We start from the raw sequence: 19,344 nt of genomic DNA, 5'->3' as shown, positions 1-19,344 counted from the left end.
GCTGGTTGCTGGTTGCTGGTTGCTGGTTGCTGGTTGCTGGTTGCTGGTTGCTGGTAATTATCACAATTTTTATGACCACTTGCAATATCTTATTTAGTTATTTTTCCTTATCTTTCAACTGCTCTCCATACTTTTTTATAAATTCAGGGACATCCCTGCTCCCAAAATTCACTCGCCAATGCAACAGGTTAAAAGCCACGACCATCCTGTTTCCCCTAGCAAACTATCAAGGCTATGACTTCAAATGCTCAACAGGAGTTTCAATTTTTATAGTTTTTTTCCTTCGTTTTTAATCGAGAAACTTCCCGTCGCACATGGTTATCAAGTTTGAATCCTTTCCGCTCCAGGTGATCAGGTGCATTATCCGGCAATAGCACTTGACCTCCTCTGGGGAGCTGAACCACATCGCATTGGGACACGTTTCGCAAGCTGTGGTGATCTTTGGCTGGCGCGCCTTGTCTAGAGCGGAAAGAGTCGGCAGCCTCATAGCCTCCTGAAGCTCTTCCTCGATGGTTTGATCTTGATTGTTCATTATATTTCTCCTGTTCATAATTTAGTTTTTGACGTTGTCTTTCCAAATCCAAATCAGCAAAAGTGATTGGCATTTGATATTGAATAACAATCTGCAAGATAATCTTTTTAAATAATGGAGACCCATTCACACAAATACAGTCACCATAGCGCTGCCTTGCCATTTCCAAGGCTCGTTTAAGCGCAGGAATAGACCCGCCTTTAGAAATGATAATTTCCTTTCCATTGTCCCTAATAATACTGTTATCTTTTTTATAAATCTCCGTACCTTCTTTAGTAACCAAGTCGATTTGTCCAAAATTTAAAGAGGAAGAAAAAGAAGGGCCTGATCCTGATATGGTGTAATCATGTTTATTTTTACGATTACGATACCGCATTGCCATTAAAGCATTTTGGTCACCGCCTTGTGCTTTTTGTTTCAGCCAGTCAGCCCAGGTTTTGTTTTGATAAGAATCCAATAACTGACTACGTTCTTTTACATAATTTTTTCTTATGTTATCAATCTCATGAAGCAGCGTTTTGTTTATATGCTGATAGAGATACTTCTTCTGTGCTTTAGAAAGATTCATTAACTTCAAAGCTGCTCGTTTAATTCGTCCTCGTTTCTTCGCCTTTTCAATAAGTTTTATTCTGGCCTCACGCAACTTTTTAAGTTTGTCTGAAACAAAACATTTATTGTGTGATTTTTCATGCTGATATTTAGCATATAGCGCAGAACCAAGTACCTTTTTATTTAATGGTTCATAATGATAAACATTTGATGCAGGCTCATCATCTTCTGGGTAGGATGGTACGAATGAACCTAGCTTGGATTCGAGATTTTTTTTAGAAAAGGTTCTGGAAATTGAACTTGCTTTAACAGTAAACCCTTGGACATTGCAGAACACAAAACCATTGGCTTTAATACGAACCATCAACCCATGTTCTGCTAAAATGCTATGAATCTCCTTCCAGCTTCTAGCTGCTTCTATTTTTTCTTTACAGTGACGTTTCATCCAATTAATTAAACTTTCAATACCTGAGTGATGCTCCATATCGTCAGCAAGATTTTCTGAATGGTTTTTACGGGTTCGATGATTGGTTATTTGAAGGCCTAATTCAATTTCCAGCTTGGATGCGACATCAGCAAAAATCTTATAGGCCCTGAAATAGTGTGAAAGAGAAGGTATGGAGGTTAAGCAATGAATAGGTTACAAACTTAATAAACACGCTATTTCTTCATCTTTTTCTGCATCACCTCATCAAACAGTGCCTGTTTTTTCTTAGATAATTCATTACGACGCATAACCCTCATTTCGCCAACAGTTCCCTGAATACAATCAGGGGTCAAATGATCGGTAATCAACACCCCGTTGAGATGATCTATTTCGTGTTGTAATACTCTGGCATAAAATCCGGTTTCGCATTGCTGGTGTTCTCGTCCCTGCTCATCAACATACTGGACATTGATGCTCTGATATCGTAGAACCTTCCCTGCCTTCGATGACACGGAATAGCAGCCTTCGTAATCCTCTATTTTACCTTTTGATTGGACAGGCTCATAACTTGGGTTTATCAGCACATGAATCGGATAGGTAGAGTCGATATTATCTCTCAGTAATCGTGCTTCATCGGGAATATAAATGACAATGATCTGCTTTGATTGATTGACCTGGGGAGCTGCGAGCCCTACTCCACCCAATTCAATCAGTTTTGCCTTCATTGAGACAATGAGTTCTTTATCTGAGGGATGTAATGGAAACTCTATCTTTTCTGCCTTGCTGGTTAAAACCGCAGAATATTGCGGTTGTTCTACGGTAACAATAGTCATATCCATGGCAAACACTCCTCCTGTCAGCTGTGAGCATACATAGATTAGTAGTACTTTTCTCTTCACTTGGAATGATCCAGTACGTGCTTGAAGCAATGAACTATGATGCCATTTTTTGCGTGATCTGACGAATGCTCTTTTATTTAAGATTTCACAGTTCGTGCTACATTCCTTGGTGAGATGGGTAAAAAAATAAACCTCCATCAAAAGACCGTTAAAAATAGCTGGAGCCAGATATTGCATAATAGAAACAATTAATACTAAAATTATACAAGATCATTAATGATGAGCCTTGCAATGACTAAAGACAAACATTCTCTCCCGCTATCTGAGAGTATGAATCAATTAAAAGAAGAGATTCATAAACAAACGAAAAATGAGCAAATGCTCTTGGAGCAAGTACATCAAGGCAGCAATATTGCATCGACCATATCAACTGGGGTGAGCAGTTTTTTTAGTGTTATTTCTTCGATATTAAATGCCAATAAAAGTTTACCCGTGGTTGGTTTTTTTCTTCAAATGGTCTCTTTAATACCAAAATCTATATCCGTTCTAACAGATCCTAAAACGTCAATACCGCAAAAATTATTTGCAACAGGGATGCTCGTCACCATAGGTGCTCTTTCTATTACCGCTTTTACTATGGGGGCTATGGCTGCCGCAATAATTGGTACAGTAGTCTCCTCCATGATAACTGTATTGGAAGGTGTTGGATTGCTTGGAGCAAGTATTAATAAATATCAAACATCCAATGCTTATGATAAAACGAATGCATTTAATGAAGCATTAGAATTACGCCAAATTCCTGATGGCGAAGAATATGATGAGCTTTTAGAAATACGTGCTGTTGAATTAAAACACAAACTCGCGCAAAAACATTTATCCGAAGATAAAGAGAATAAATTAGCCGAGGAACGAGATTTTATTGCTGACGTGTTACAAGAGAAAAATATAACGATTGGCAGTGATAAAGAAAAACCGCCGGCATTACTTCAAGAATTATATAAAAAGCGGGATGAGAAATTAGCAGAATTGGTAAGCACAATTGCGACATTCAACTCCAATGTAACTACAGATAATCAACTGGAAGAAATTCAAACCCTTCAAAATGACATTGTAGAAATAGATAATGAGATAGAAAAAATTACACCGTCCATCAAAAAACTGGCTTTCGATAATTCAGTCTCTAATGAAAAAGTAGCTTTTTCTGTAGGCACAACATCCATGGCGACAGCCGGTACACTATTATCGGTTATAGGTATAATGCTTATAGCGGGTAGTGTTGCCGCACCACCTTTTGTACTTCCTGCCTTAATCGGTTTTGGTATTACGTTGTCAGCGATTAGTTTTATAAAATGGGGAATAGAAAATCTTTCTGCGCGACAAGATGCTGAATTTGCAGAACAGAAATTAGAAGCACAAAAAGAATCGATTTTAGATGAGGCATTAGTTGGTTATGAGCATCAGCTGAATAATAAGATTGCACCCAAGGCTACCCCTGCTCAGGCACCAGTTTCAACAGAGCCTTCAAGCCATTCAACGATGCACAATGCAATGAAAAAAGCTCTCCCAATCAGCCCAAGTACTCATCAGTCTGACCCGCAAGTTGAACCGAGTATTGAAAAAAAACCACCAGTTCCCCTCGACCAATCACAATATAAGCAACAGATAAAGGAACTCCGAGAAAACGCATTACCCACAGAAAATGCAGCAAGTAACAATTTTACTCCAACTTAGAGAACATACCCGGGTTATCAGATTGCGATTGCTTCTTACAGGCGATTACGAGTAGTGGACAGTTTTGCAGTATGAGGCCAAACTGTGAATTATGTCAAACCTATGTTAGCCTCTACAGGAGGATAATATTAATCAAAATCTGTAGGTAAATGCATATCGTTCCAATGTTCAAAAGCGCGTATAATCTGAGAGTGAATAACCCTGTTTAATGATAAATCGGGTAATTGATCTCGTGTAAAAAACGCTACCTCGGCTGTTTCAATACTCGTTTTTTTCTCACCACCGATTAATTGGCATATAAAAAATATCTTATAAGTATGAGGTAATTGAGGAGGATGAGCGTGCTTGTTTTTATCAAATAACGCCATTAATTTTATCGCCTTTGTTTCGAATCCAGACTCTTCCAGGATTTCTTTGCACACGGCCTCACTTGGAGACTCATTAATATCAATCCAGCCTCCTGGCAATGTCCATAACTGATCAGAACGTTCTTTAACGAGTAAAATTTTATCCTCTTTAAAAACAGCTCCTCGTACGTCCAATTTAGGAGTTGCATAACCCTTTTCACAACTAAATAGCTCAATGATTTTGTCAGAAGTTAATCCTGATTTATCTGCAAGAATGGATGCTGCAATTTTTTGTATTTGTAAGTATCGTTCTTTCTCAAAAGGATCTTTTGTAAAAAGTAAGCCATTTTGAGCAATAGCCAAAAGTGAGTCAGCTATTTGTATTAATTTATCCATGAGTATGCTCAAACTCCAAAAAATACTGACCAACAATCAGGCTTGCTCTCACTGCTCTTAAGTAAAAAAAGTACGTCATCCTGAGCATCGCAAAGGATCTCCTGAATCAGCGAAGGATGACGGCCAAAATCCTTAACGTATGGCAGTGAGGCTAGTGCTCTATGTCAAAATCGCTGGGTACTTGCATTAACATCAGAAGAAATATTGTCGAATTTATTTACCTCCAACATGCCGATAATATCTTCATGTTCCAGAATTTCTCGCAATTGTTCCGTGGATAATGATTGATCGCTTAACATGTGTTTTAAGTTAGTTAATAAGCGCTCACGGCATCCCCAGGTTTCAGAAGCACTTCTGGACTTTGAATAGTGTAATACTTGATCTATAACTGAATGTGTTACTGTGACAAATTTAGGTAACTTTTCTTCTAAAAGGATATTAATTTCAGTTTTTAATTCATCACAAGCCCATTGTGCTTTAAGCCGTTTATAAATGAGAGGATACATAGTGATAGTATGAGAAATCATAAATCCTATTGAGGCACCCAAGGCACATGGTAGAGCTCCTCCAGCTGTTGATTGATTCCAAGCTAAAAATCCCATGACAGCAGTACTGGTAATAACAAATCCGCGCTCAAGCAATTCTCGTTGGGAATATCGATGATTGCTAAAAAACAGGCTTCCAGGCCTATTCCAGTCAATTAGATGATTACTTTTCTCAGTTAAAAAATTCCTTGTGTTGTACATTGCTTACCCCTTGCATATAGAGAAAACACAGTATACTCAATTCGTTTTTTATTGCCAGAGTGACTATTCACGATTTTTATTGAAGTATGGCAATGGTATCTGCTCATTTTAATTGAGAACATAGCCTTTACGTTTTCCTGAAACTGGATGATATTAATTGTAAGGGTGTGTTATTAAAAACACGCTTTACTCAATCTTTAGTTTATTGCGCGATATGTCAACAGTCCCTGTTTTTCTGTTATAGTGCCGCATTATTTATGAGTTTTATTAGGGTTTTCAATGAAAAAAATTATCTTAACCGGGGATCGCCCCACTGGTAAATTGCATCTCGGCCATTATGTTGGTTCTTTAGCGAATAGAATTAAGCTGCAAGATGAATATGAACAATACATCATGATAGCTGACATTCAAGCCCTCACTGATAATTTTGAAAATCCGAGTAAGATAGTAGACAACCTTTATGAGGTGGCGCTAGATTACTTATCGGTAGGTATTGAACCACAAAAAAGTACCATTTTCGTACAATCCCATATTCCTGAGCTTGCCGAGCTTACCGTCTATTATTTGAATCTTGTTACTTTAGGCCGACTCGAAAGAAACCCAACAGTAAAAACAGAAATTCAACAAAAAGGGTACGACTCATCCATACCTGCAGGTTTTTTCTGCTACCCAGTAAGCCAAGCGGCAGATATCACTGCATTCAAAGCAGAGGTGGTTCCTGTGGGCGATGATCAGGTTCCAATGATTGAACAGACCAATGAAATTGTGAGACGGTTTAATAGAATTTATAATACCGATTGTCTCAAAGAAGCAAAGCCTGTTTTAAGCAAAACTCCTCGTCTGGTTGGAATAGATGGCCAATCAAAAGCGAGTAAATCTCTGGGAAATGCGATTTTTCTTTCCGATACATCTGAAGAGATAAAACGCAAAGTATTTCTCATGTTCACTGATCCTGCCCACTTAAAAATAAGTGATCCGGGTAGAGTCGAAGGAAATGTTGTATTTGATTATCTGGATGCATTTCACCCAAATCAAGAAGAAGTGGCCTCATTAAAAGACCATTATAGAAAAGGTGGTCTGGGAGATTCTACAATTAAAAGCCTGTTAAATACGACGTTACAAGCAATGCTTGAACCAATTAGAGAAAAGAGAAATAGTTTTAAACATGATGAAGTAATGGATATTTTAATTTCTGGCACGGCCACTGCAAAGAAAGTCGCAGCACAAACCTTAGGAGAAGTCCGAGAGGCTATTGGATTGCGTTATTTTGGCTAAAGTAATTTCGATAAAAAACAAAGGATTACGGTGATTTGCTTTTTTCAGTGACAACACTGGCCTGTAAAAACAGGCCTTATCCTGACATTTATCTAGATATAGATACCACTACAATCCACGGCAAACAAACAAAGAATTGAGCTATAATTACACATATCACGTGCATGCTGTGGAATTAAAATGTCAAAAGCGAAATCAGAAAATGACGAGTTAAACGAACTCAATATTCTCTATAAAGAACAACGTTCAAGATTTAAAAACATTAGTGATACAGCAGAAAGATACTTCAAACATGAATTCCGCATCAGATACCCTATGGGGGATTATAAAGAGTTTTTAAAAGAATGTGAGAAGTTAACGCCTCGACAAATAGAAGAAAAACTGATTGATTTGGATTATGAGAATAAAAATACTGACGCAGAAGAGCTCAATTTATTGAATAATTTTCTCGCACAATTTTCAGAATCACCTAACGACATCCCCAATGATTTAACTGAATTTGAATCAGAGGATGAAGGGGTTATGATTTTGGAACCCTGGATGACGCCAGCCCCAAAAGCAGAGGAAGCACAAGTACATAAAAAGAACACCCAAACAAATAGCAACCAAACCGTTACAAGGGATTTTAAAGACTCTTTAAATAATATAAAAGAAAGCAACGAGCCCATTCCAGATGTAGAACATGAATTTCCAACAAATAAAATTTAAATCCAGTGGAAGCGTATAAGAATCAGCACTCGCAAAATAGTTTGTTTCACCTGAGTACTAGAGCAATTCAAACCAATCAGCTTCACCTTGCAGTGATTCCCCCTTCCAAAGAAATTTGTTTAAATCAACGCGACCGTTTTGAATGGCAATGCCTTCGGCTTCAAGTAGCTGTTTTTGCATCATGAAATTTGGGGAATGGTCAGGAAAAGATAAACTGCCATCTGCTCTGATGACTCGCTGCCAGGGCAGATCGTATTTTTGGGTACTTGAATGAAGTAACCATCCCACACGACGTGAACCTCGTGGATTGCCAGCCAGCCTCGCAATCAGCCCATAAGTAGTAACGTGTCCTTTAGGTATGGATTGAATCAGTTCAATCACGTTCTTTGAAAATTCAGTACGGGTGTCTTTCATATGTGATCCAATACGACAGTAGATACAGATTGCTCATAACAATTCTACATTAGCAAAAACCTAATGTGGGATTTTTTTGTAGAGCAAGATCAATTCATTACACCTTTGCTTCCAGATTACTTACTGATGCTTTTCATTATCACATCTTTTTTATTTCTAATCCTGTTGTAATGCCTGGTTATTATTAATTTATTCTATTCCGACAGCAAACCGTATAACAAGAACAATGAGTTAAGATTTTGTTAACAATCACTCTGTACAATAACGACCATAAATTCGTCAGCAAGAAATTAATTAATATGGCCAAGATTAAAGTACATCTGTTGAATTTTCACGGTATTTTTTCCCATAGTGAAATCGTGCTGGAAAATACAACAACCAACCCTCACTGTTATTATGGAATCAACCGTTGGGAATACCCAAGACATTTTTGGAGGCAAAGCCCTCGGGACTATATTAGCTAGGCAAGTTCAACATACAGTTTTGATATAGATGCAGATCCGCAAGAAATCATCGTAGAATGGAACAAATATTGGCGGACAACCAAAGATGAAGCCTCTATTTTAGGTAAAAATTGTGCGGTTGCAGCACAATGGTTCTTAACCAAATATGCCAATGTTCCTGAACCTGATTTGTCAAACGTTAGCCTCAATCACCTTATTGGCCCTATATTTTGGCCGAGCTTTATTCCCTGTCCGGTGACAACAGGCGGACGAGTCATGTCTAATGCTAAATTCCATATAGAAGCAAAAAACCATCCGGAAATTGCAAGTCAATACTCCAGATTGTTTTTGTATACCAGTATGGCGTTTTCGGCATTGGCTTTTGCGGCGTCCGTACTTGCTCTTTCTATTGCTTCAACAGTATTAACAGGTGGGTTGGCTCCTCTTATCTTGGTCTCAGGGGTTATTGGCGCCCTAGGTAGTTCTTATAGTTTTTTCCAGGCGACGAATACTTTATCCGCCAAAAATATTGCGGAAGAATTGTCTCCCTCTGATGAGCCAAACTCATTGCAGCCTTGCTAATTATTGACTTGATGAGTCTAAAGAAAGCATTTTAATGGCCTGAATAATGTCTTTGCTTACAACATTGTTATGTTTTTCAGGCCGATACACCAAACAAATATCATCGTTGAAAACAGGGGCATCGTTTAGTTTTTTAAGATGAGTGTATTGAGCAGCAACTCTGGCAGGCAAAATGCCGTAGCCAAGGCCAATTGCGGTTAATTTAGCAGCAACTTCCAGATTAGAGGAACTAAGCATCCCATTAAAGTGAATCTTCTTGTGAATTTTTTGCAGGATGTATTGTGATTGCGCGAGTTTTTTATCATAGATAAGCTTATTCTGAGCGCCCTCTGCATAAAAAATGGTTACTTCATCAGTGCATAACTTTCGAATCACCAGATCAGGGTGCTCGATAGGGTTAACAATGATACCAAAATCAGCCTCCCAGCTGATCACCCGCTCCGTCATCTCTCGTGAAAGGCCATGAATAAAATTAAAATCAAGGCCAGGAAAATCAACCTGAAGTTTAGGTAAAAAATACTCCAGCGTGTATAGAGCAACTGAAGGGTGAACAGCAATAGTATAGCTTCCTTGAATAAGACCTGATTCCGGATGAGCCAGGTTTTGCGCCTGCTCCCATTCATATAATAAACGATGGGAACGCTTCTTGAACTCTTCTCCCAGTTTCGTTAACTGAATGCCATTTTTAAGTCTTATCAGCAACTCACCACCAAGTTTGCTCTCAAGTCTTTTAACAGCATAACTAAGTGCAGGCTGAGATATTCCAATGATTTCAGATGCCCTTGTGATGTTAAGGGTTTCACTAACCGCGATAAAATATTTTATATCATCCAAGAGCAAAGACATAGCAAGACTCGCTGAAACAAGACATAAATAAAACTTATCACAACAATTGAAATTAGTCATTTTATTTATACAAATAAGGTGTGTACTATTGTTTTTGGAGGTGAAAAAATGACTAATTCAGCATTTAATTTAATGAAAAAACAGGATCAGTTAATTAAAAATTTTGCTATCAATAAGTCTTCAAATAACTCTTCTTTGATGAAACTATCCCAACGAATCTTAGCAGAAATCATGGTTTTTCGTCGTGTTCCAGAGTCCACATCCTCATGCAATGATCTCTATTGCTCAAAGTGCACTTCACCACATCTACCTCAAATACTTTCTGCCGTTAAACAGAACAAACCAATAACATTTATATTGCCCGCTTTTCCCGGCAAGTCACCAAATCCTAAAAAAGTATTGGGTCACCTACCGGATTTTGCAGAACAGCTGTCACTTCGTTTTCTTGGCAATCTATGCCTGCAAATAAAGAAAATATATACGCCGGGCATTAAGATAATGTTGTGTTCAGATGGGCGTGTTTTTAGTGATGTAGTTGGGATGATGGAGCACCATGTGGGTGCCTATCAGGCAGAACTGGATAATCTTATAGAAGAAATGGCACTGACAAGCATCTCAACGTTTAACCTTGATGACTTTTATCAGAATATTCACTTCGTTCAAATGCGCATTGAGCTCATGAACAGTTATGGAAGCTCATTAGATGTTCTCCGGAAAAAGGTTCGTAACGGTACAAAGCCATTAGCAAGCCCTGATGAACAAGAAGCCAATAGAATGTATCGGGGCATCACTCGCTTTTTATTTGAAGATGCCATGCATCAAGGTCAAACAAAAAGCCGTACTGCCATTCAAAAAGAAGCACGCGAGAAAGCATATGAGGTGATTAGGAGAAGCAATGCCTGGAGCCGGTTACTTGAAGTCCATTTCCCCGAGGCGGTGCGATTGTCTATTCATCCTCAAACCTGCGGGGCAAAAAAATTAGGAATTCGATTAATAGGCAATGAAAGCTGGATGACCCCATGGCATGGCGTTGCAGTTGAAAACAAAAATGGCTATGTCTTGCTGAAACGCTCAGAAGCAGAAGCTCTAGGTGCTACATTAATGTGCTCATCGAATGGGCGTCACAGTCATTATACCTTAATGACAGGAGTGTAAAATGGAATATAAAATAACGCGCATAAAACCCTTTGGCATGCTTATCGAAGCGATGAGTCCCAAGACACCAGTAAACACCCTGAATATAGAGAGCTTACGCACCTTATTTGGGCAGGAGCAACTCTTGGTTTTAAGAGGCTTTGAAACGTTTAAAAACTCCGAGGATTTTTCTGACTATTGTGGCCAATGGGGCGAAGTGAGCATTTGGCCTTTTGGCACAGTACTTGAGTTAATTGAGCAAGAAAATCCGCAAGATCATATCTTTGATCATCATTACGTCCCTCTTCATTGGGATGGAATGTATCGCCCCCAGGTTCCTGAATACCAAATATTTCATTGCGTCAAAGCCCCCTTATCAGAACAAGGAGGAAGAACCACCTTTTCAAACACCATCCTGGTTTTAGAACATGCATCTTCTGAAGAAAAAGAACTTTGGGGCAAGGTCACAGGTACTTATAAAAGAAAAATGGAGTTTTATGACAGCAAGACCATATCTCCTGTCATCACCCAACACCCGCAAAAGGGGTTCTCCATCATTCGCTATAATGAACCTCCTGCCGAAGACAAGGGGGACTTTGTAAATCCGCCAGAACTTGAATTTAGTGGTGTTGACTCTGTAGCCTTAGAGCAATTTCATCAGACTTTAGAGCAAGCACTTTACTCCGCTAAAAATTTCTATGCTCATGTGTGGCAAACTGGAGATGTCGTTATTGCTGATAATTTTTCCTTGTTACATGGGAGAGAAGGTTTTACTTCCAAATCGCCTCGCCACCTGCAACGGGTTCATGTTTTAAGCAAGACCCCTTTTGCTAATCCTGGTTTGGAGTCCTATGTATGAGCGTACAGAATGCGGATGTTGTCATTGTCGGAGCTGGTCCCGTAGGCCTTATGTGTGCCTACCTGGGACAACTTTGTGGTTTACGCATTATTATTGCCGATAAGACAGAACATTCATTAAAAGAAGGAAGAGCTGACGCCCTTAATGCACGCTCGTTACAATTACTTGAGCTGGTCAATTTATTTGCTGAACTTTATTCTTTAGGAAAAACCTGCAATACCAGTTCCGTATGGGCAAATGGAAACTTTATCTCCAGACAATCCTCATGGTGGGAAGCACTGGAAGGCTGTTTTCATCAACATTTTCTGATGCTGGGGCAATCCTATGTAGAAAACCTGTTAGATAAAAAACTGATAGAACTAGAAGCTCCCGTAAAACGTTCCACAGCAATTGCCAACATTGAGCTCAATGAGAAAGGATGTCTCACCACGCTATCCAATGGAGAGCAGATTCAATCACCCTACCTGATTGGTGCCGATGGTTCTCAGTCCCTTGTTCGAAGCCACTTTAAAATACCTTTTGACATCACCCGACCACAAATTGTCTGGGCAGTCATAGATGGCATTATAGATACAGACTTTATCAAAGTTCCCGAGATTATTGTTTTCCAGGCGGAATCATCTGACGTGGCGTGGATTCCCAGAGAAGGTGAAATTGACCGGTTTTACGTTCGCATGGACACGAAAGAATTTACCCTTGAGGAAGCAATTAGCAAAATTAATAATGCCATGCACCCCCATTCCTTAAGTTTTAAAAAGATAGTCTGGTTTTCCCAATTCTCCGTCAAAGAATCAGTTGCTGAGCAATTCGTCGCAGAAGATCGTATTTTTCTTGCCGGAGACGCATGCCATATTCATTCAGTTAACGGAGGCCAAGGACTCAATACAGGGCTTGCTGATGCCTTCAATCTCATGTGGAAGTTAAATGCGGTGCTTCATTTTGATGCACCGGAAGAACTATTACAAAGCTATGAAAAAGAACGTAAGGCCGTCGCACAAACCGTGATTCAGACCTCAGGAGAGCTGGTTCGTGCCACAAAATATTCCCCCACAGGAACCCACGCTGAAGACTACGTTAAAATTGTAGAACAACATGCGGGCAATATTACAGGCATGGGAATTCGTTATGAGGACCAAGGGCTCAGTGGCTCCCGACTCTTTGATTTTACAATAAACGATGGAAAAGCCACAACCCGGATTTACTCACTGTTGGACTACACAAAATTCACCCTACTGCTCTTTGGTTCTTGTGACGTACTTCCCACGGTACCAAAGTTTATCCAGGTCATTCACATTGATCCCGCTCAATGTAAAGAATATTCAGGAAGAGCATGCACTCGCTATATAAACCAGGCAATTTTGGTAAGACCAGATGCTTACATTCATTCAGCCGCTCCACTGGACCAGATGGAATCCTTATTAGAATGGAGCGCCTTGTGGTGAGTTATTTTAATTTTATAAACAGAAACTAAAAAGGAATATATCAGATGAATAGACCTGTAGTTATCATTGATCCCTTATCGTCCGGGATAGAATTGGCTCCTGCATTTAAAGCACGAGGGATACCGGCTATTGCAATCACTCTTAAATCCATGGACTGGAAAGGATTTGGAGCGAACATCCATTCATCTGACTTTATTGCAATCATCCCTGAGCAACCCAATCTTGTGGAAATCCTAAAAAAATACAATCCTCTTGCCATTATTCCAGGCACAGAAGAAGGGGTTCCTCTAGCCCAAATGTTGACAACAAGCCTCACACCTCAACTCGCCAATGATCCTGAAAAATCATTAAATAGAATTCATAAAGCACTGATGCAAGACTCCTTGAAAGAAGCAGGAATTCCTATTATCAAGACATTGAATACTTCATCAGAAAATGAAGTGACAGCCTGGCTTGCAGAAAATGAGTTAACCGACTCTCCCCTTATCATAAAACCGCCAATCTCTGCCGGCAGTGATAAGGTCTTTCACATTGCAGCAAAAGCGGATTGGAAAGAAGCGTTTCGGCGTGTTTTGACTGAGCCCTCGAAAACCACGGGCAATAGCAGCAAGACAGTAGTTGTCCAAGAACAGGTCATGGGGACAGAATATGCTGTAGGTACTGTGAGTGCTCATGGGGTGCATTATTTAACGCATTTAATTAAATACAATAAGTGCTCCACCAATAATCGCAAAACGGTCTATGACTACGTAGAATTCATCGCGTACAATGAAGAAGAACATAGGGAATTATTCTCTTATACTCAAAAAGCGCTGGATGCATTAGGCGTTCGCTGGGGGGCCGCTCACAATGAGATTATGCTGACCAAAGAAGGACCTCTCCTGATAGAAATGGGGGCACGAATGTGTGGTGGTCCGGTGGTACGATTTGCTCGAGAGGCAACAGGCAGTAGTCAGGCCGATAAATTAGTAGAGCTGTATGCTGATGGCGATGTGACAACAAAAAAATTCGTATTCCAAAAAACGGTGGTGCCTGTCTTTTTGAACTCTCCTGCCCAGGGAACCATTGCCAATATTGAAGTCTTTGCTGGTATTAACAAATTACCAACTTTTTTCAGTGAGCATATCTGGTTTACCAATGGTGATCAGGTACCCCAAACAGTAGATTATCTAACCAGCATGGGAATTGTTGCATTAGCCGGAGATAGAGAGTCTATTTTCCATGATTACCAAAAAATTCGACAGATGGAGTCACAGTTAATGATTGTATAAGCTCATGCTATCATGGGCTTGAATAAAAGCAATGGCAATGTACACTAGCCAAAAAGGCTTTAGGAGTACAGGGTGTCCCAAGAAAAAGAAGAACACAATTATTTTGAGCTCTTACCTAATGAGTTAATACTTAACATTGGTAATCAGCTCCCCAATATGGAAAGCAGAAATGCGTTTACACTTACCTGCCAACGTTTTTATCACGGGTATCAACCCGAGCGTTTGTTCCCTGTTTTATTAAAAAATGTGACAGAGAGCAACTTGGGCAAAGTAAAATTAATCCTGGAACAATACCCTACACTGCTTTTAAGGTATGGAACAATCGCAGATCCCACTGGTCGAGTATTTAAACGCATCACAGCATTCCAATATGCATTATGGGCCATGGATCTAAAAGACATGTGTCGCCTCATTTTAGATAGCATTCCCAAAGATAAAACAGGTAACGAGTTAAGATATAGCCTGTTGTGCCAACTACAAGAAATTGAAGAGCAAGGAATAGCTTATGAAAAGGCGGGAATTAAATACAATGAACACAGTTTCAATTGGTTGCCTCTTAAAGAGATGCTGAGCGTTTATATTAGGTCTTGGCCTGATTGGAACGTCGATGAAATAAAAAAATATTGGTGTGAAACCATAGGTAAGGAACAAAAAGATTTTCCTATAAGCATACGCCATTTTTATTGCGGTCATAGAGAAGTTGTTCTTGACCGACTCATCATAAAACGCACGTTATTACTCCATGATTATACCAATAAGAGCGAAATAAAATGGGATAAAGATCTGGATGGTTTAGGAGTTCGTTTTGCAATCAGACAGAGTAGAAAACGTGGAGCCTGGGTAACTGCAGACTTAGCTACTGCTAAAAATGATTTGCTCAGAATAAATCTGTTCGATGAGTGTAATAAAAAAGAATTAGAGCGGATTAAAAAAGAGTTACAAGAGACGATGATGGCACATACTCAATCAGATGATTCCTCCCCTGCTCCATCATATGCGATGAGACCTTAAGTATCTTTATAAATACCGCTGTATTAGGTACATAACCAAATACAGCCGCACGTCCCTTTGCCTGCTCAAGGCTCTTTTTATCGTTTTAATTTCAGATTGTTTCGCGGATTGTATTGAATGCCGCCGTCCGACAAAGAAATCAAAAAAAACAACTCAGCACATTATAAATACTCAGAATATTTTTTTAATTTTCCAGATAGAAACAATATGTTACATACTTTAAAAATACTGTTATTGTATTTATAGTTTTTCTTTTATAAAAAATTAATTCACCCAATAGAATGAAGTCTATGGCCAATAGCCTTTCTTTTTTCTCCTCATACAAACGGGCCTGGCATGAAAAAAGTTGTAAATAGCATAAAGAGTAAATGGTTACTGGTACTAATAAATTTCTTCATTCTAACCGTTGGTTGTTCCATTACACATGCAGATGAAGGCGGGTTGGTTTTTGGGTTCCTGGTTATTTTGGAACTCTCGCCGCAGCTCCATTACAGCCAGGATTATCTCTGGCATCAATCTATTATAATTCTACTGTTAATGCAGGGGAAAATGTGGCTTTTGCCAGACAGGTTACTTTAAAAAACATTCAGTCGCAGTTTACAGGAAATCTCGATGTGCAACTTGATGCAGAAGCTAATTTATTTTTTGCCATCCCCAGTTATACATTTAAACAAAATCTATTAAATGGACAAGCAACCTTGGCTATGGCCATCCCGTATGGTCGAAGTAAGGCTGGAGTGAATGCTACTGTTTCTGGGAATTTGGGGCTGGGGTCGGGGTTTACACTGGGTAGTGCACTAAGTGAACAAATAATTGCTTTTGGTGACTTGGCACCGTTATTTAGTCTGCGCTGGAATAAGGCAGCCAATAATTTCATGCTTTATCTGGGAGGAAGTCTGCCTGTAGGGGCTTATAATGCGAAGCGATTAGCGAATTTAGGTACCAATCATAACAGCATAGATAGCGGTCTGGGATACACTTATTTTAATTATGACCAAGGACACGAGTTCTCTTCAGTAATAGGCTGGACCTATAATTTTGAAAATAAATAAACCCTGTATCAAAACGGCGTTGACATGCATTGGGATCTAAGCGCCTCTAAATTTTTAGCAAACAAGACCCAGCTTGGTGCTGTAGGATATGCATACCAACAATTATCCTGTGATAAAGGCACGCGAAATTTTGTGGGCTGTTTTAAGTCCCGAGTTTTTGGTGCAGGTCCTCAAATTGGGTATAGTACCTCCATTGATCAGGCTCAGGTTTTTATTAATCTAAAAGGATATAAAGAATTCGAGGCGAAAAATCGAGCATCAGGATGGAATGCATGGTTTACCGTTTCTCTCAGTCCTTTAAGTAAGCCTGAGAAATAGCCCCTGGCAAGAAAATAAATTCCTGGTATTACTCTGGACAGCAGGACACTATTGTATTTAAATGATGCCCTGACTCAACAGACAGATGAGTATCATGACTTTTAGACGGATCTTTTTTTTAGTAGTACTTTTCAGCCTTAGTGGAACCCATGCAGTTCAAGCAGAAGAAACGGATCAATTCACGTTACCCCCGACTGAGCTTCAAGATATAGGCCCAACAGCAAGTAACAAACTGTATGAAGTGCTTGAGCAAGTAATGGCTCAGACCAACACAGAAATTCAAATGCTACTGCCCAAAGCAGAACATAGCCGGCTTGCAGCGTCCAAATTGGCTTCGCGGCGCAATGATTCCTATCTCGTCGATCTGGTATATAAGAAAACCGGACCAGGATTTCCGCGCTGGATGCGTTGGGGGCATTTACCAGGAGAGACCAAGCCCATATTCTATAAATCACTATTGCCTTGGAACACTGTTTATTGGCTTGTATTTTCGCAAGCACCGCTGTCAGTAATTAGCCTCGCACCAACCATCAATATGTATGGTTATTATTTTGGCACTGATAAACTAGGCCATTTTTTCATGATGGGGCATACCTATTATACAATGTATATGTATTTCCTGAATCACGGTAAGTCGGCAGAAACAGCGCATTCAGCAATTGTTACCTATGGTCAAATTCTTGAACAAACCTATTTAGGCACATTAATAAATGGGGTCTATTCCAATGGTGATTTATCAGCAAATTATTCGGGATGGAAGTTTTATATGAATATAGCCCATAGCGTAAAAATAGGCAATCGCACCATTCCCCCAATTCTGGTACTAAACGGTGATAAATGGGAGTTTTCCAAACATGTTAAAAGAGAGACTCTGCTAAAACCCTATATTTCAGATAATTTAAATGAAGCATACAATCCCTGTCGCTATAGCTTTATGCGATTCCAAATTCGTAATCAGATTAAAAAGCGTTGTGAGCAATGGATTGAGCGTCGAGGCCTTACACAGCAAATCGTTAAAGACAAATTAGAGGAAAGCAAACGCTGGCATGGGGAAGATTATGGGCATTGGCTCCCTAAAAGTAACGAAGTAACGCTTAATGTCTGCTTTGGAGGCAAGTAAAATTGCCTCGCATCATTAGATAGAGAATAGAGGGATTTTATCCATAATGTCTTCAATGGGCAGGCCCATCACATTGTAGTAAGATCCTCTTATTTCTTTGACAAAGGTTTCAAATACATTCTGGATACCATAACCTCCAGCCTTATCAAAGGGATCTCCTGATGCCACATAATGGTGTATTTGTTGTTCTGTCAGTGTATGAAATGTAATACTGGTCACTGCACAATCCACTAACCACTGTTGTTCAGGTAATTGAATTAAAGCATATCCAGTATATACCTCATGAGTATTGCCGCTTAGCATCTGCAACATTCGGTATGCATCTGCAGGATCAGAAGGTTTTTCTAAAATATGGTTTTTATAGGCCACAGTGGTATCAGCGGCCAGAATTAAATCAGTCCTGTCCGTACCAATTTGCGGTAAAATGGCTTGAGCTTTTTCTCGCGCTAATCGAGTGACATAGGTTCGCGCGTCTTCATTTTCCTGGCGAATTTCGTCAATATTGGCAGGAAAGACATTCGCATTAAATCCATGCTCTTGTAATATTTGGAAACGTCTAGGAGAGGCACTTGCCAGAGTTATTTTTAATAGATGATTTGGTCTCATGTCAATTCTGTTTGGTATTTGGTACATGATACAAATTCACCGAAAGTGATACAACAAAAAGTCTGAAAAGACGCTAAATCACTCTACTATTCAAAGAACATAGCTATTGACCAAATACACTCTTTGATAGCAGGGCAATAACCGATATAATCTTTTATTACCAACTCAAATAAGCGAAGGGACTCTCATGTTTCGTTCAGCGTTAATAAGTGTATTAATGATCTTTTGCATTACCGCAGAAGCAGCCTTGCCAGAAGATCCCATTCAGCGCTGTTTAGATGTCAGACGCCTAGCAGACTTTTCTTCCCGACAAAAAATGGCGGCCAAAGAACCTGGTGTATTACGTTTTAAATTTCATAAAATTTCAGCATCAGAACTGCCGTTAGATAATCCTGTCGGCAATATGAATGAAGTAATCAAGGCATTAAATAACCAAATTAAAAACTGCAGCAAAAGCCGCGGCGAATTTCAACAGATAACGATTGCTGGACGTCAGTTCAAACGTCAGGAATGGTGCCTTGATACCAACAAAAAAATGCTTGCTCTTGCCCAAGCCGCCCAAGGGGATTTTCAAAAATATTTAACCAGCATAAAAAACGAATTTGACTGGTATAAAAGCGAAGGCTGGCCTGAAAATCATGCCGGATTTAAAAAAGGAGAGTTTCAATTTACTGCCTATTATGCCCCAGCCCCTGT

The 19,344-nt window shown here is 39.5% G+C and carries 16 protein-coding genes and 3 pseudogenes; 12 read left to right on the top strand and 7 right to left on the bottom strand.

The genetic code is table 11. The features are described from left to right. Positions 1-260: 260 nt before the first annotated feature. Both traI and def read right to left on the bottom strand, forming a co-directional pair. A pseudogene (traI, locus tag Q0495_RS05645) lies at positions 261-1,679 on the bottom strand (TraI/MobA(P) family conjugative relaxase); the annotation flags it as partial. A gap of 62 nt (positions 1,680-1,741) precedes the next feature. Next, positions 1,742-2,347 (bottom strand): peptide deformylase, encoded by a 606-nt coding sequence (gene def, locus Q0495_RS05640; protein WP_298623991.1) that lies wholly within the window; start codon positions 2,345-2,347, stop codon positions 1,742-1,744. Positions 2,348-2,638: 291 nt separating this feature from the next. On the opposite strand from def, the gene Q0495_RS05635 reads away from it, so the two are divergent. After that, positions 2,639-4,078, top strand: a complete 1,440-nt coding sequence (locus Q0495_RS05635) for a T4SS effector SidA family protein (protein WP_298623989.1) — start codon at positions 2,639-2,641, stop codon at positions 4,076-4,078. A 128-nt stretch (positions 4,079-4,206) separates the two neighbouring features. Here Q0495_RS05635 and Q0495_RS05630 read toward each other — a convergent pair whose 3' ends face one another. Both Q0495_RS05630 and Q0495_RS05625 read right to left on the bottom strand, forming a co-directional pair. After that, the gene (locus Q0495_RS05630) at positions 4,207-4,821 is read right to left on the bottom strand and encodes an NUDIX hydrolase (RefSeq protein WP_298623987.1); all 615 of its coding nucleotides are present in this window, start codon (positions 4,819-4,821) and stop codon (positions 4,207-4,209) included. 164 nt (positions 4,822-4,985) lie between these two features. Continuing rightward, positions 4,986-5,567, bottom strand: coding sequence for a hypothetical protein (locus Q0495_RS05625; protein WP_298623985.1), 582 nt, complete (start codon positions 5,565-5,567; stop codon positions 4,986-4,988). A 279-nt stretch (positions 5,568-5,846) separates the two neighbouring features. Here Q0495_RS05625 and trpS point away from each other — a divergent pair, with 279 nt between their 5' ends. Together trpS and Q0495_RS05615 are read left to right on the top strand one after the other, a co-directional pair. Then, on the top strand, positions 5,847-6,842 hold the full coding sequence (gene trpS / locus Q0495_RS05620; RefSeq protein ID WP_298623983.1) for a tryptophan--tRNA ligase: 996 nt from the start codon (positions 5,847-5,849) through the stop codon (positions 6,840-6,842). A 180-nt stretch (positions 6,843-7,022) separates the two neighbouring features. Beyond that, positions 7,023-7,550 carry a hypothetical protein gene (locus tag Q0495_RS05615; protein ID WP_298623981.1) on the top strand — a complete coding sequence of 176 codons (528 nt, stop codon included), beginning with the start codon at positions 7,023-7,025 and terminating at the stop codon, positions 7,548-7,550. A 57-nt stretch (positions 7,551-7,607) separates the two neighbouring features. Here Q0495_RS05615 and Q0495_RS05610 read toward each other — a convergent pair whose 3' ends face one another. Further along, positions 7,608-7,964: an MGMT family protein gene (locus Q0495_RS05610; RefSeq protein WP_298623979.1), complete on the bottom strand. Its 357-nt coding sequence runs from the start codon at positions 7,962-7,964 to the stop codon at positions 7,608-7,610. Positions 7,965-8,683: 719 nt separating this feature from the next. On the opposite strand from Q0495_RS05610, the gene Q0495_RS05605 reads away from it, so the two are divergent. After that, the gene (locus Q0495_RS05605; RefSeq protein WP_298623977.1) at positions 8,684-8,989 is read left to right on the top strand and encodes a hypothetical protein; all 306 of its coding nucleotides are present in this window, start codon (positions 8,684-8,686) and stop codon (positions 8,987-8,989) included. Here Q0495_RS05605 and Q0495_RS05600 read toward each other — a convergent pair whose 3' ends face one another. Next, complete coding sequence (locus Q0495_RS05600; protein ID WP_367274389.1) at positions 8,990-9,835, bottom strand: LysR family transcriptional regulator; 846 nt, start codon at positions 9,833-9,835, stop codon at positions 8,990-8,992. A gap of 108 nt (positions 9,836-9,943) precedes the next feature. Between Q0495_RS05600 and Q0495_RS05595 the strand changes: the two genes are divergently transcribed. The 7 genes and pseudogenes from Q0495_RS05595 (at position 9,944) to Q0495_RS05565 (ending at position 18,042) form a co-directional block, all read left to right on the top strand. Further along, positions 9,944-10,990 (top strand): isocyanide synthase family protein, encoded by a 1,047-nt coding sequence (locus Q0495_RS05595; RefSeq protein ID WP_298623973.1) that lies wholly within the window; start codon positions 9,944-9,946, stop codon positions 10,988-10,990. A gap of 1 nt (position 10,991) precedes the next feature. After that, entirely contained in the window at positions 10,992-11,828 is an 837-nt protein-coding gene (locus tag Q0495_RS05590; protein ID WP_298623972.1) for a TauD/TfdA family dioxygenase, read from the top strand. Then, on the top strand, positions 11,825-13,270 hold the full coding sequence (locus Q0495_RS05585) for an FAD-binding protein (protein WP_298623970.1): 1,446 nt from the start codon (positions 11,825-11,827) through the stop codon (positions 13,268-13,270). Before Q0495_RS05590 ends, Q0495_RS05585 begins: the two co-directional genes overlap by 4 nt. Before the next feature lie 44 nt (positions 13,271-13,314). Continuing rightward, on the top strand, positions 13,315-14,541 hold the full coding sequence (locus Q0495_RS05580) for an ATP-grasp domain-containing protein (RefSeq protein ID WP_298623968.1): 1,227 nt from the start codon (positions 13,315-13,317) through the stop codon (positions 14,539-14,541). 72 nt (positions 14,542-14,613) lie between these two features. Beyond that, entirely contained in the window at positions 14,614-15,552 is a 939-nt protein-coding gene (locus Q0495_RS05575) for a hypothetical protein (protein WP_298623966.1), read from the top strand. Between the two features lie 551 nt (positions 15,553-16,103). Continuing rightward, a pseudogene (locus Q0495_RS05570) lies at positions 16,104-16,922 on the top strand (transporter). A 94-nt stretch (positions 16,923-17,016) separates the two neighbouring features. After that, positions 17,017-18,042: a hypothetical protein gene (locus tag Q0495_RS05565; RefSeq protein WP_298623964.1), complete on the top strand. Its 1,026-nt coding sequence runs from the start codon at positions 17,017-17,019 to the stop codon at positions 18,040-18,042. A 15-nt stretch (positions 18,043-18,057) separates the two neighbouring features. Here the strand turns inward: Q0495_RS05565 and Q0495_RS05560 are convergent, their stop codons facing one another. Continuing rightward, complete coding sequence (locus Q0495_RS05560; RefSeq protein WP_298623962.1) at positions 18,058-18,648, bottom strand: nucleoside triphosphate pyrophosphatase; 591 nt, start codon at positions 18,646-18,648, stop codon at positions 18,058-18,060. Positions 18,649-18,835: 187 nt separating this feature from the next. Between Q0495_RS05560 and Q0495_RS05555 the strand changes: the two are divergent. After that, positions 18,836-19,344: pseudogene (locus tag Q0495_RS05555) on the top strand (murein transglycosylase); the annotation flags it as partial.

The sequence above is a fragment of the uncultured Legionella sp. genome (assembly GCF_937871865.1).
Classification (GTDB): Bacteria; Pseudomonadota; Gammaproteobacteria; order Legionellales; family Legionellaceae; genus Legionella.
Note: the sequence above shows the minus strand (reverse complement) of the source record. Positions and strands in the feature narration are given on the sequence as shown.